This is a genomic window from Virgibacillus sp. L01 (assembly GCF_052246775.1).
Lineage (GTDB): Bacteria > Bacillota > Bacilli > Bacillales > Amphibacillaceae > Lentibacillus.
Genome location: NZ_JBQQCP010000001.1, coordinates 479,474 through 493,144, shown reverse-complemented (window position 1 = coordinate 493,144; position 13,671 = coordinate 479,474). Strand labels below are relative to the sequence as shown.

At 37.0% G+C, this 13,671-nt stretch carries 10 protein-coding genes; 9 read left to right on the top strand and 1 reads right to left on the bottom strand.

The window, feature by feature from the left end; all coding sequences use genetic code 11:
* Positions 1 to 65: 65 nt before the first annotated feature.
* Positions 66 to 446 (top strand): RidA family protein, encoded by a 381-nt coding sequence (locus tag ACTWQM_RS02230; RefSeq protein ID WP_443256533.1) that lies wholly within the window; start codon positions 66 to 68, stop codon positions 444 to 446.
* 82 nt (positions 447 to 528) lie between these two features.
* On the opposite strand, the gene ACTWQM_RS02225 is transcribed toward ACTWQM_RS02230, so the two are convergent.
* Positions 529 to 1,860, bottom strand: coding sequence for an allantoinase (locus ACTWQM_RS02225; protein WP_443256532.1), 1,332 nt, complete (start codon positions 1,858 to 1,860; stop codon positions 529 to 531).
* Between the two features lie 399 nt (positions 1,861 to 2,259).
* Here ACTWQM_RS02225 and ACTWQM_RS02220 point away from each other — a divergent pair, with 399 nt between their 5' ends.
* From ACTWQM_RS02220 to ACTWQM_RS02185, 8 genes are all read left to right on the top strand, one after another.
* Positions 2,260 to 3,945 carry a PucR family transcriptional regulator gene (locus tag ACTWQM_RS02220; protein ID WP_443256531.1) on the top strand — a complete coding sequence of 562 codons (1,686 nt, stop codon included), beginning with the start codon at positions 2,260 to 2,262 and terminating at the stop codon, positions 3,943 to 3,945.
* Positions 3,946 to 4,487: 542 nt separating this feature from the next.
* Positions 4,488 to 5,723 (top strand): allantoate deiminase, encoded by a 1,236-nt coding sequence (gene allC / locus ACTWQM_RS02215; protein ID WP_443256530.1) that lies wholly within the window; start codon positions 4,488 to 4,490, stop codon positions 5,721 to 5,723.
* A 121-nt stretch (positions 5,724 to 5,844) separates the two neighbouring features.
* Positions 5,845 to 6,615, top strand: coding sequence for a (S)-ureidoglycine aminohydrolase (gene allE / locus ACTWQM_RS02210; protein ID WP_443256529.1), 771 nt, complete (start codon positions 5,845 to 5,847; stop codon positions 6,613 to 6,615).
* 33 nt (positions 6,616 to 6,648) lie between these two features.
* The gene (allD, locus tag ACTWQM_RS02205) at positions 6,649 to 7,698 is read left to right on the top strand and encodes an ureidoglycolate dehydrogenase (protein WP_443256528.1); all 1,050 of its coding nucleotides are present in this window, start codon (positions 6,649 to 6,651) and stop codon (positions 7,696 to 7,698) included.
* 232 nt (positions 7,699 to 7,930) lie between these two features.
* Entirely contained in the window at positions 7,931 to 8,974 is a 1,044-nt protein-coding gene (allD, locus tag ACTWQM_RS02200) for an ureidoglycolate dehydrogenase (protein WP_443256527.1), read from the top strand.
* 428 nt (positions 8,975 to 9,402) lie between these two features.
* Entirely contained in the window at positions 9,403 to 10,758 is a 1,356-nt protein-coding gene (gene allB, locus ACTWQM_RS02195; RefSeq protein ID WP_443256526.1) for an allantoinase AllB, read from the top strand.
* A 64-nt stretch (positions 10,759 to 10,822) separates the two neighbouring features.
* A complete protein-coding gene (locus ACTWQM_RS02190) occupies positions 10,823 to 12,217 on the top strand; it encodes an NCS1 family transporter (protein ID WP_443256525.1) in 1,395 nt (464 codons plus the stop codon).
* A 659-nt stretch (positions 12,218 to 12,876) separates the two neighbouring features.
* Entirely contained in the window at positions 12,877 to 13,620 is a 744-nt protein-coding gene (locus ACTWQM_RS02185) for an SDR family oxidoreductase (protein WP_443256524.1), read from the top strand.
* Positions 13,621 to 13,671 lie beyond the last annotated feature (51 nt).

The window sequence follows — 13,671 nt, the reverse complement described above, 5'->3', positions numbered from 1 at the left end:
AGGTGTTTTTGCGATGTCGTCGAATTGATGACAGAACGGATAAAAATTTAAAAGGGGTTTTAATCATGCGAAAAACGTATATTGCAAAGAATGTATCAGCTTCAGGACCATACTCACATGCAGTAGATGCAGGATCGTACATTTACCTTTCAGGACAAACAGCGAAAAATCGTCTGAATCAAGAAGATATTCCAGCAACTGAAGATATTTCTAGCCAAACGAAACAATGTTTTGTACATTTAGCGTCTGTATTGAAGGAAGCGGGCCTTACTGAAGCTAATGTTGTTAAAGTGAATGTATATTTAACGAGCATGAAATACTTTGATGAGATGAATAGTGTATATGAAGCCTTTTTTCAAGAACCATATCCATCAAGAACTTGTGTAGCTGTTTATGAACTGCCGCTTGGTGCGGATGTTGAAATTGAAATTGTTGCTAAAAGGTAAATTGCACATGCGGCTAACCATTAAAAGATAATAAAAACCAGTCCAAATAGAGAGGATTGGTTTTTATTATCGATTTGCCCTGTTATTTATCAGCTAGGATTTTGCCGTTTTCATAAACGGTATTTCCACTGACAATTGTTGTTTTTATATTCCCTTTAAAGGTTTTGCCGATATATGGTGAATGCTGATGCCGATAAAATAGATCTTCTTCTTTTAATTCAAAGCTTTCATTTAAGTCGACTAAAATAATATCAGCGTCATAATCAACTTCTAAAGCACCTTTACCTTCTAGGCCAAAGAGTTTTGCAGGGTTAGAAGCTGTAACCTGAACAATTTTATTTAATGAAAAGTTACGTTTGTGATAGCCCTCAGTCAACAGGACGTTCAATGTTGATTGTGCGCCAGAGATACCTCCCCAGCCTTCAAAGTAATTTTCTGTGATAGTTTTCATATCTGCAGGAGCAGGAGAATGGTCAGAAGCAATCATATCAATTTCATCATTTGCTAAAGCTTTCCATAAACCATCAACCTCTTCCTGATCGCGAAGTGGAGGCATACATTTAGCCACGCCTCCTTTTTCTTCTAAATCTTCCACTGTTAAGGCTAAGTAATGTGCACATGTTTCAACAGAAGCATCTACTCCACGTTTTTTAGCATCATTAATTAAATCAGTAACCTGCTTACTGCTTGCATGAACAACATGAAGTTTACAGTTTGTTGCTTCAGCATACGAAATAATTCTTCTGACCGCTTCCATTTCAGAAACAATCGGACGGGATGCTACAAAATCTCTCGCGCTTGTATGACCTGCTTCTAATTTTTCTTCTTGTAATTGTGCACATATTACCGTACTTTCTGCATGTACAGCAAGAATTGAACCGAAAGAAGCGATTTTCTGCATACCTTTATATAATGTTTCGTCATTTGCATTATCGAAGTCATCAATACCACTTGGTGACATAAACGCTTTAAACCCAATAGCACCATTGTCGTTTAGATCTTTTAAGTCAGCGAGGTTTTGTGGTACAAGCCCTCCCCAAAGGTATGGATGTACAACAGCTTTTTTATCAGCCAGCTCGTTTTTATTATCAAAACTATCTTTGTTAATAACAGGTGGTGTGCTGTTTAATGGCATATCGAAAAATGATGTTGCTCCACCTGCAGCTAAGCTTCGACTTCCAGTAGCCAAACCTTCCCATTCTGTTCTTCCTGGTTCATTGAAATGCACATGTGTATCTATCACGCCTGGCATAACGTGTAAGCCAGCTGCATCTATCTCGTTTGAAGCTTCCTCCGTTAATGCTGTAGTAGAAACTTCAGTAATTTTCCCATCTTTTACACCGATATCACCTTTGAACACGGAATCTTCCGTTACAATCTGTCCATTACGGATGATTAAGTCATAAGAATTCATTTAATTTCCTCCTTGTCCGGTTGTCTAGCTATGCTTGTACACGATAACCTATCTATGGTTGCGTGCTCCAAATCTATTAAGTTGAACAGGAAACGCCAATTAGTATCCTACACTTCAATTGTAAACTTTTTCACATATATGTCGTTGGAAGAAATGGATAAAAAAACTTTGCATTGTTTAGGTATTTCCTGCTATTACCTTTTGAATACGAAGTTAATAAGAGAATAGTCTATATACCAGACGGTGATAATTACGTGTCAGTGTATTATTGTGTATCATGCAGTTCATAAATGTTATAATTATGGAGTGATTTAACACGTTATTATAGTAAAAAATTCCCTTTGCAGTGGTATTTGAAATGAACGTAACCTTATAAAAACGTAAGAAAAAAATGGATTGATGAAAAGGGGTGATCATGTGGACTATACAATAAAAGATTTATTAAAAGTTGATGCCTGTAAGGATGCTGTTTTTATTGGTGATAGAGAAGATTTAGCGAATAAGATATCTGGTATTACCGTTATTGATTCCCCTGATATCTCCTCTTGGATAAAAGGAGGAGAATTAATCTTAACCAGTTTTTATCCTATAAAAGGTCTTTCTGAAAAGGAAAAGGGTACATGGATGAATGAACTTGCAGATAAGGAAATTAGCGCTTTAATTGTAAAGGTTCCAAAGGTATTCAATGAAATTCCCGACATTGTTTTGGAGGTTTGTAAAAAGCGCTCAATCCCTATTATCAAAATCCCTAAAGACATAGCTTTTATCGAGATAACATACCCGGTAATGGGACAACTATTTAATCAACAAGCTGAGAAACTTAAATATTTTAAAGAAATTCATAGCCGTTTTACAGAATTATCATTGCAAAACGTTGGCAGTGATAAGATTATAAAAACACTTGAAGAATTGATTGGTAATCCAGTGACGATTTATAATGAATCGTTTCAGAAAATCGCCTCAACAAATGATGATGTAGAATTATTTTATGATCTTGATAAAGAAGAAATCGAAGAAAAAAACATGGATACAAAATTTCCTTTCTATCGTAGAAAAGTTATTTTTCCAAAACTGCAAGAGCGGGAATGCGAGCAAATTCTTGTGCCGATTAGAACAGTTAATCATACAAAGATCTATCTCATCGTCAGTGCAGTGAACAAAGAAGTGCTGGAATATGACTTTATTACGATTGAGAATGCCGCTACTGCTCTATCGCTGGAATTAGTAAAACAAATTGCAGTTTCGGAAGTTGAAAAGAAATTTAAAAATGACTTAATTGACGATTTGATTTCAGGGAAAATTAAATCGATGAATACAATTTATGATCGTGCAACAACAACCAAATTTGATACAGAAGCAAAATATGCAGTCGTTATTTTTAATTTGAAATCAATTAAACCGGCAAAACATAAAGAAAAAGACCTTGACAACCATCAAAAAATGCAAAAACATTATGCGTTATTAGCGAACTCAATCGATTTTTATCTGAACGGAGCGATTATCCGTGATCGGGTAGATGAAATCATCGTATTGTGGAAAGTAAATGAGAAAAAAGAGGATCATAATGCAGAAATAAATAAAATTAAAGAAACGTCTAAGCATATTCTTGGGAAATTTAAATCGAATGTGAAAGGTTATGCTGTCCAGATTGGGATCGGCAATATTTCAAATTCTATTTTAAATTTGGCACAAAGCTATAAAGAAGCGCAAGACACATTAAATATCGGACAAGCTTCAAATCAGGAGGATTTTATTATTACCTTCAATGATTTGGGGATTTATCGTATGCTTTATAAATTTAATGATCTTAATCAATTAAAAGGTTTTATTCCTTCAAGTCTGCAAAAATTACTTGAATATGGAAAGACGAATAAAGATACATTACTTGAAACGTTAAATGTATTTTTGCAATGCAAGCAAAATATTGCAAAATCGGCACAGCTACTATATGTGCATTATAAGACAGTAACATACAGGCTGGAACGAATTAAAGAAATTACCGGAATGAATTTGGATGACCCAGAAGAAATGCTGTCTGTGCAAGTAGGGTTAAGGATTATTGATGTGATTGAAAGAAATGAATAATTTTTTGGCATAATTTGAAGGCATAAACCTTGAAAGGCTTTCATTTAGTTGCTCTGCGGGGTCTTCGGAACGTGCTATTCCCGCAGGAGTCACGGCCCTCGGCTCACCCGGACTAGTGTAGCTGTCACACATTTATTCTATAGCGATTCCTACTCCAGTCAATAGCGGAGGAAATATACTAGGTACCTGTGGGAGCTGAAGCCTAGATGAGACTACGCAGCGACGTAGGAGCAAGGAGGCTCATCAGACGACTAGGTGCGCAAAGTGTATTTCCGGAGCGGCTTATACTTCGCAGTTTATAATTGTATAAAAACAAAGCATGTAAAAACAAATAACGAAAAACAACCTGGAAGATGGTTGTTTTTTTGTTAATTGGGAAAAGTAACTAGAAATGTGTTTAAACTAATAAATCTTACCTAAGTTTGATAAAAAAACGCGCATTATTTATCTTAGTACTACATAGAAACTGAGGCTGGCAAGAATTACAATAATTAGTAGAGGATATTATATCATTTTATGCTTTTTTAGAAAGGAAGAGAATATTGCAGCTAACTGAAGAAGTAATTGTGGATATGTTAAATAAGCTTGGCTCATATGGTGAAGATCCCAGCGGTGGAATATCACGCTTTTTGTATTCTGAGGAATGGGTACAGGCACAGCAATTTTTGAAAGAGGAAATGGAGAAAGAAGGATTAACCACGAGATATGATGAAATTGGGAATTTATTCGGTAAATTCGAAGGTACGAAATATCCTGATGAAACTATCCTTTCCGGTTCACACGTTGACACTGTGCGAAATGCTGGACACTATGATGGTCAGTATGGAATCATAACTGCATTTTTAGCAATTAAATACTTAAAGGCAAAGTACGGTCAACCGCTTAGAAACCTGGAAGTCGTTTCTATGGCGGAAGAAGAAGGCAGCCGTTTTCCTACAGCTTTCTGGGGTTCCAAAAATATTGTAGGGACTGCAAAGAAAGAAGATGTTGCAGGGAAATTAGCTTTTGATAATGGTATTCCATTTGAGGAAGCAATGCGTAAGGCTGGGTTCGATTTCAGAGATGAAACCAAAGAGCTAAGAAAAGATATAAAAGCATTCCTTGAAATTCATAATGAACAAGGTAATGTACTAGAAAAAGAAGGAAAGTCTGTTGGTGTTGTTCAAAGTATTGTTGGGCAAAGACGGTTTACAGTTGAATTAACTGGTCAGGCAAATCATGCTGGCACAACACCAATGGGATATCGTAAAGATGCGGTTTTCACTGCAGGTAAAATTATTACGGAAGTACTTACAGAGGCGAAGCAAGTTGGGGATCCGCTTGTTTGTACTTTTGGCAAGATGGAAGTAACTCCAAACGTGGTAAACGTTGTACCCGGCAAAGTATTGTTAACGATTGATACACGCCATACGGATAAGGAAGCACTCGTTTCATTTACTGATTTTGCCGAAGAAACAATGAAGCGGATAGCGAAGGAAGACGAAATCGGCATTTCAATTGATATGTGGATGGACGAGGATCCGGTACCTATGGATGAAAATATTGTCAATGTAATAGCCAACAGCTGTGATAAAGAAGGTTTAAATTATAAATTAATGTACAGTGGTGCTGGTCATGATTCACAGGTTTTGGCACCGTATTACCCAACAGCAATGCTGTTTGTGTCAAGTGTTGATGGTATTTCACATAATCCTGATGAATACACAAAACCGGAAGATTTACTTGAAGGTGTAAAAGCAATGGCTGCCTCACTTTATGAATTAGCTTATAAAGAATAATAAGTGATAGGTGTTCCAAGAAATTGGTTTAAATTTGGTTGGAATATCAACGAACAAATGGATCAATTCTGTGATTTTTTTCTGAATCACATCAATAAAATTATAAAAGGAGAGGTATCAAATGGGATATCCAGAAAACTTACTTTCGTCAAGATCGATTATTAAGCAAGGTTTATATGCATTAATCTCACCAGAAGGCCTAGTTAACAACAGTGTGCCAGGTTTTGAAAACAGCTATGTTTCCATTTTGGGTTCACCAAGACTTGGAGCAAGCTTTGTCGACTATATTATTACCATGTATGAAGGCGGCCACAATCAAGAAAGAGGCTTTGGCGGTGACGCAAATGTTGAAACATTCCTCTATGTTGTTGAAGGTGAAGTGAAAGTAACGGTAGAAGATAAGGAATATAATTTCACAGAAGGCGGTTATATCTATTGCCCGCCAGGTACAAAAATGTATATGAAAAATGTGAAAAAAGGCGATTCGAAAATTTTCCTTTATAAACAAAAATATAAAGAGCTTGAAGGACAAGAAAAGCCATGGTTGGTAACAGGTAATGCAAATGACATGGAGGAAGAACCATACGGTGGCGTTAAGGAAATGCGTATTAGAGATTTATTACCCTCAGACTTAGCTTTTGATATGAACTTCCATATTTTAACCTTTGATCCTGGAGCAGGTCATCCATTTATCGAAACACATGTACAAGAGCACGGCGCATATTTACTTTCAGGTGAAGGTCTTTATAATCTTGATAACGATTGGGTTACAGTCAAAAAAGATGATTATATCTTCATGGGACCATACGTGCAACAAGCGTGTTATGCAGTAGGCAGAGAAAAACTGACTTACGTTTATTCTAAAGACTGTAATCGTGACGCCGATCTATAAATAAATAAAAATATAGATGAGAAGGTGCAAAAAATGAGAGTTCAAAAAGAAAATTTAAAAGAATTAATGAAAAATAAAGTAGTGGCTGCAGGGTTAGCTGAGGAACATGCAGAGGTGCTTGCCGATGTATTACTTCATGCAGACTTAAGAGGAGTTCATTCGCATGGAGCAATGCGGGTTGAGTATTATGCTGAACGTATTGCTAAAGGCGGCATTAACTTGAATCCGGATGTGAAATTTGAAAAAACCGGACCAAGTACAGCGGTGTTAGATGCGGATAACGGTGTAGGTCATTATTTTGCAAAACAGGGAATGGATGAAGCAATTAACATCGCCAAAGAAAATGGTATTGCTGTTGTTGGCGTACGTAATATCAGCCATAGTGGTGCACTTTCTTATTTTGTACAGCAAGCGGCCAATGAAAAGATGGTAGGAATTTCAATGTGTCAATCTGACCCAATGGTAGTGCCATTTGGCGGTGCAGAACCTTACTATGGAACGAATCCAATTGCGTTTGCAGCACCTAGCAGCTCTGGCAAGAACATTATTTTTGATATGGCAACAACTGTTCAAGCATGGGGCAAAGTACTTCATGCACGCTCGAAGAATGAAGAAATCCCTGATAACTGGGCAGTTGATGAAAATGGTGAACCAACCACAGACCCGTTTAAAGTGAAATCACTTGTTCCAATTGCTGGACCAAAAGGTTATGGATTAATGATGATGGTTGATATATTAGCCGGAATCTTATTGGGCTTGCCATTTGGAAAACATGTTTCATCCATGTACGAAGATCTTACAGAATCACGTAAACTAGGTCAGCTTCATATTGTTATTAATCCTGAGTTCTTTGGTAACGGAGAAGCATTCCTTGAGTCCATTACGAAAAAAATGAGTGATTTACATGAAATCAAACCGGCAAAAGGTTTTGATAAAGTTTTATATCCAGGTGAGCCAAATGACATACAGCAAGAAGCTTATGAAAAAGAAGGCATCGAGGTTGTAGATGACATTTACGAATACTTAGAATCGGATGTTGTTCATAATAACAATTATAATCATAAGGATCCATTTGCGAAGTAAGTATTATGTTTGATGCGCATCAGTTGAATGAAAACGAAATGACTTATACGGTATGAAATTCAAATAGAAAAAATGAAAATAGGGGCGTCTCTTTCCAACAAAAATTTGTAGCTGATGATAATCACGCAAGCAGATTATTTTTGACAAAGCAGACGTCCCTTTATACTTATTTTTCATTTTTAACAGGAATAATTTTGGAATTGAATATGAAATAGAAGGGCCGTGTTGACAAATGAAAGTAACTGTACAAGAACTTGAAACGTTAATTAGTAATAAATTAATCAAAGCAGGATTAAATGAAGAACATGCAAATGTTGTCACAGATGTACTTGTACATGCAGATGCAAGAGGATATCATTCCCATGGTGCAATGCGTGTAGAATATTATGCCGAACGAATTGCTAAGGGCGGAATTAATAATGATCCAGCCATACAATTTGAGAAAACCGGCCCATCGACAGCCCTTTTTGAAGGGGATAATGGTGTAGGGCATTATATGGCAAAGAAGGCAATGGAAGAAGCTGTTGCTGTTGCGAAAGAAAATGGCGTCGCTGTTGTCGGTGTGAAAAATATTAGCCATAGTGGAGCATTATCCTATTTCGTTGAACAAGCAGCGGACGAGGGGTTAGTTGGATTATCGATGTGTCAATCTGACCCAATGGTAGTGCCATTTGGCGGTGCTGAGCCTTATTATGGTACAAATCCAATTGCATTTGCAGCACCGAGCAGCTCTGGCAAGAAGGTAATTTTTGATATGGCAACAACAGTTCAAGCTTGGGGTAAAGTACTTCATGCACGATCGAAGAATGAAGAAATTCCTGATGATTGGGCAGTTGATGAAAATGGTGAACCAACTACAGACCCATTTAATGTAAAAGCACTTGTTCCGATTGCCGGACCAAAGGGTTATGGATTAATGATGATGGTTGATATTCTATCAGGTCTCTTACTTGGTTTGGAAAGCGGAAATAAAGTAACTTCTATGTATGAAGATTTAACAGAGCATCGTAAGCTTGGTCAACTCCATCTAGTAATTAATCCGGAATTCTTTACTTCCGCTGAAATATTTAAAGAAAATATTACAAATACGATGAATGAATTAAACCAAGTTAAGCCTCGTGCAGGTTTTGACCGCGTATCTTATCCGGGTCAGCGCAGTGAAGAAAGAGCAGAGAAGTCAGAACATATTGAAATTGTTGACGATGTTTATGAATATTTAACTTCTGAAGCTGTTCATCATAATAAATATGATCACAAAGATCCATTTGCAAAATAAAAGCCAAATACACTCCGATTTATAGGAAGAAGATATAAATTGGAGTGTATTTTTTAGTGATTTTTATCCAACCTAAATAAAATAGAGTGTTATTTTTAGAAAAGCGGAAGTTAATTTAAATAATGCGATGAAATAGGATAAGTTTTTAGTCTGATTATAGGAACTTAGTATAATAAATAGATTTTTTAAAAGAAAAATTATCTAATAAGGATAAATACTTCTGGAGAAATCCGATATATAATGAATTCATAGGGTGAAAGCGCTTTGGCTATGCCCTTTTACCCAATTCTATTGAAAGTAGTGATATGTATTCATTTGGATCAATGAAGCTTCGATGTTCTATCTGTCATTTATACAAAATCTGTGTGGTGTATGGCGAGTCGTCGTTTGCTCTAAATGAATGGATATTTAAATTAGGAGGAATCACAGTGTTGGATTTAATCATAAAAAATGGTGAAGTCATATTAAGTGATGGTCCGAAAAAAGTCGAAATTGGTGTTAAAGATGGAAAAATTACTGCTATTGCTGAAAATATAATTGATGATGCAAAAGAAGTAATTGATGCGTCAGGCCAATATGTTTTACCAGGCATGGTAGATACCCATGTTCATATTAGTGAACCAGGCAGAACAGAATGGGAAGGATTCGAAACTGGATCTAAAGCATTAGCTGCAGGCGGTACAACAAGCTATGTGGAAATGCCATTGAATGCACTTCCTGCGACAACAAATAAAGCAGCATTAGACTTAAAGCTTGAGGCTGCCAAAACACAAAACTATGTGGATTATGCTTTTTATGGTGGACTTATTCCAGGTAACATCGATGACTTAGAGGACCTGCACAAAGCTGGGGTGCCTGCATTTAAAGCATTCATTTCTAATGTTGGAAGTGATATTCCAGGGGACTTTGAAAGAGCTGATGACTTTACTTTATATAAAGGTATGAAAAAGTTAGCTGAACTCGATCAAACACTCTGCCTTCACTCGGAGAATCCTGTCATAACTTCAAAATTAGAAGCTGAATTTGTTAGTGAAGGTAAAGTATCTGCGATGGATTACCCTGATGCACGTCCAGTATTTACTGAGGTTGAAGCAGTTCAACGCGCATTACTTTTTGCTAAAGAAACAGGATGCAGACTTCATATTGTTCATATCAGTACTTCAGAAGCTGTACAGGAAATTCTAAAAGCACGAGCAGAGGGGCTTGATGTAACAGTCGAATCTTGCCCGCATTATTTTGCAATGTCTGCTGAGGATGTTGAGGAAATTGGCAATTATGCAAAATGCCAGCCGCCAATTCGAAAGAAAGTAGATCACGATAAATTATGGGAAGAATTATTAAATGGTAATATTGATTGGTTAACATCTGACCACTCACCATGTACGGAGGATTTGAAAACAAACGCAGATAACCTCTTTGAAGCATGGGGAGGGATTAGTGGTGCACAAAATAATGTTGATTTAATGTTCGACCTTGCTGTAAAACAGCGTGGTTTACCAATAGAAAGGTTTGTTGAACTAATTGCAACAACTCCTGCAAAACGCTTTAATTTAAAGGATAAAGGAGAAATTGCAATTGGGAAGGATGCAGATATCATTTTTGTAGATCCAAACCAATCCTATACTGTCAAAAGAGAAGATTTATACTACAAAAATAAACACAGTGCATACGAAGGAAGAACGATTAACTGTCGTGTCACAAAAACTATTTTACGTGGAAATGAAGTCTTTGATCTTGAAGAAGGTATTCTAGGTCAGCCAAAAGGCGAATTAATGAAGAAGTAGAAAAAAACTAAGCAAAAAAAGTATATGATTCAAAACTTACTTATACTCTAGGAGTTGAACAAAGATGGCCGATAAAAAAAACAATAAAACTTCGCATGAAAATGTTGATGCAGCGGCTCAAACTGATTCACTTAGATCTTTTGGACCAGAAGATAGAAAAATAGGTGCATTAGGTTACATGACACTGTGGATTGGTGACGGAGTGAATATGGGTAATATGACATTGGGTGCCAGTGTTGTTGTTGCAGGGATTGCAACCCTTAATATTTGGCAAACAATGTTAGCTGCTTTCATAGCAATTGGAATTATTTCTACATTATTTGCATTAAATGACAGAGTGGGATACCGTACAGGGATTCCTTATGTATCACAATTAAAAATATCATTTGGTGAAAAAGGTACTTTAATTTCTTCTCTGCTTCGTGCAGTGCCAGCTGTAATTTGGTATGGTATTCAGAGTTGGATTGGGGGTACAGCCCTAAATGAAATATTTAAAATAGTATCTGATGGTAGTTTTGATAACCCAGCAATTACATTCGTTATTCTATTAATAATTCAAATCCTGCTTTCAATGAAAGGTTTTGAAAGTATTAAATGGGTTGAATCCGTTGCATCAGTTGTTTTGATGGGAATTATTGCTACAGTATTCGTTGTTTTAGTTAAAGACCATGGACAAGCAGTTAGTGATATATGGGTTAATTCTGAAGGATCCTGGGGTCTTCCGTTCTTTGGATATGTCATGGTATTCTTAGGTAATTATGCCGCTATTTTCCTTAGTGCAGCAGATTACTCCAGAGAATTAAAAACAGGTTACAGTGATAAAAAGAGAGGTTTATTATACTTTGCTCCAATCTTAATTGCTTATGGATCCGTAATAATGGTTGGTGCTATGCTGGCTAGTGCAACAGGCTATACAAATCCAGCTTTAGGTTTACCTGCATTATTTGATAATCTGTATATTGATATATTCATTTCAGTATTTATCGTATTTGGTTCAATCGCAGTGAACATGGTAGCAAATATTGTTACGCCGACTTATGTAATTCAGCTATTCACGAAATTAAATTATAAAATTTCCGTTACAATTACAGGGTTACTTGCAATGATATCGTTCCCTTGGTTACTTGTACAAGATTCAAATGCGAAGGGTCTGGATATGTTCGTATTAATTTACTCTGCATTCTTAGGACCTATGGTAGCAATTATGATTATGGAGTACTACTTACTAAGAAAACAAAAAGTTGATGTAGATGAGCTGTACAAGAAAAATGGAGATTTCTCTGGTTTCAACTCTGCTGCAATCATAGCAATGCTCGTTTCTGCAGGACTCGCATTTATTTTTGTGGACTTAGCATGGATTATCGGATTTGTTTCTGCTTTAATCCTTTATCCTCTAATTACAAAGTTTGCTTTCAAAGGTTCTAAGTTCAAAAAAGGAACAATCTTTGAAAAGAACTAAAGATAAACAGCAAATGTAGCTGGGACAAAAATATTTAATTCAAAGTAAAATCCGAACTATGATTCAAATTCTTGAGATAGAATTCGAATTAGTTCGGATTTTTTTGCTGTTTAGATATAACCTGCGATGTACCTTTTAAAGTTTGAGTGCTATTATGCCGCTCCGGAAATACACTTCGCGCACCTAGGGCGGCTGATGAGCCTCAACTCCCACAGGAGTTTACGTATATTTCCTCCGCTGTTGACTGGAATAGGAATCGCTATAGAAGAAATGTGTGATAGCATTACACCATTCCGGGTGAGCGGAGGGCGGGTGACTCCAGCGGGAATAGCACGTGTCCGAAGATTCCGCAGTGCGATTAAATGAAGGCCGACTAAAACCGTCCTTTACGGACAATGTCGGCATACCCCTTGCCGGGGAAAGGAGGCTGAGGCCGTGCCCTAAGGTGCGCATCCGCCCGTAGCGAACCTTGGACGGTGGGGCGAGAGATTTTTAGTTATGTCTCAACCTCTTTTTTTTGCGGGTGAAGTATAGGGGCGATACGCACTCAAAAGTATAGGCAAATGGGGGGACAAGGTTCCTGTCCCTGTTTGTCCCTTCGATTAAAAATGGCTATGCAGGGGAAGATACTATTTAGACTAGTTATTGGAGTGATGAATATGGGTAATATGAAAGGAAAAACAATCGTGATTACTGGTGCAAGCAGTGGTATTGGTGAAGCAACAGCTGAAAAACTTGCGAATGAGGGCGCTAATGTTGTCCTTGCTGCACGCAGAGAAGAACGATTAGAAGAAATCAAAAATAGAATCAGCTCTGAAAATGGCACCATTTCAATAAAGAAAACAGATGTTACATCGAGAGAACAAATGCAGGAACTTGCTGATTTTGCTATCAAAGAATACGGACAGATAGATGTTCTTTTCAACAATGCAGGGTTAATGCCATTATCCTTTATGAAAAATCTGAAGATCGATGAGTGGGACAAAATGATTGATGTTAACATCAAGGGTGTACTTTATGGTGTAGCAGCAGTACTTCCACATATGCTGGAAAAAAATACTGGCCATATTTTAACAACATCTTCCGTTGCCGGACATGAAGTCTTTCCAAGCAGTGCTGTGTATTCAGGGACAAAGTTTGCAGTTCGTATTATGATGGAAGGACTGGCAAAAGAAGTGGCAGAAAGTAACATCCGTACGACATCGATTTCTCCAGGTATTGTCCAGACGGAGTTAACAGATACGATTACGGATGAAGAAGTTCTTTCTAATTTCAAAAAAGGTGCTGGGTCAATGACGCCATTGAATAGTGAGGACATTGCTGAAGCTGTCTATTATGCTGTGAATCAGCCGGAAAATGTAGATGTTAATGAAGTGATTGTTCGCCCAAATAATCAAGGATAAGCGATAATTTGGTTAAGCTGTCAGTCTTTTAACAGGATGACAGCTTCCTTA

Bases quoted from the DNA above. Each gene is read 5' to 3' on its own strand.
- ACTWQM_RS02220 (WP_443256531.1), top strand. From the start codon at position 2,260: ATGAAAAGGGGTGATCATGTGGACTATACAATAAAAGATTTATTAAAA.
- ACTWQM_RS02225 (WP_443256532.1), bottom strand. From the start codon at position 1,860: ATGAATTCTTATGACTTAATCATCCGTAATGGACAGATTGTAACGGAA.
- ACTWQM_RS02190 (WP_443256525.1), top strand. From the start codon at position 10,823: ATGGCCGATAAAAAAAACAATAAAACTTCGCATGAAAATGTTGATGCA.
- allD (WP_443256528.1), top strand. From the start codon at position 6,649: ATGAGAGTTCAAAAAGAAAATTTAAAAGAATTAATGAAAAATAAAGTA.
- ACTWQM_RS02185 (WP_443256524.1), top strand. From the start codon at position 12,877: ATGGGTAATATGAAAGGAAAAACAATCGTGATTACTGGTGCAAGCAGT.
- ACTWQM_RS02230 (WP_443256533.1), top strand. From the start codon at position 66: ATGCGAAAAACGTATATTGCAAAGAATGTATCAGCTTCAGGACCATAC.
- allD (WP_443256527.1), top strand. From the start codon at position 7,931: ATGAAAGTAACTGTACAAGAACTTGAAACGTTAATTAGTAATAAATTA.
- allE (WP_443256529.1), top strand. From the start codon at position 5,845: ATGGGATATCCAGAAAACTTACTTTCGTCAAGATCGATTATTAAGCAA.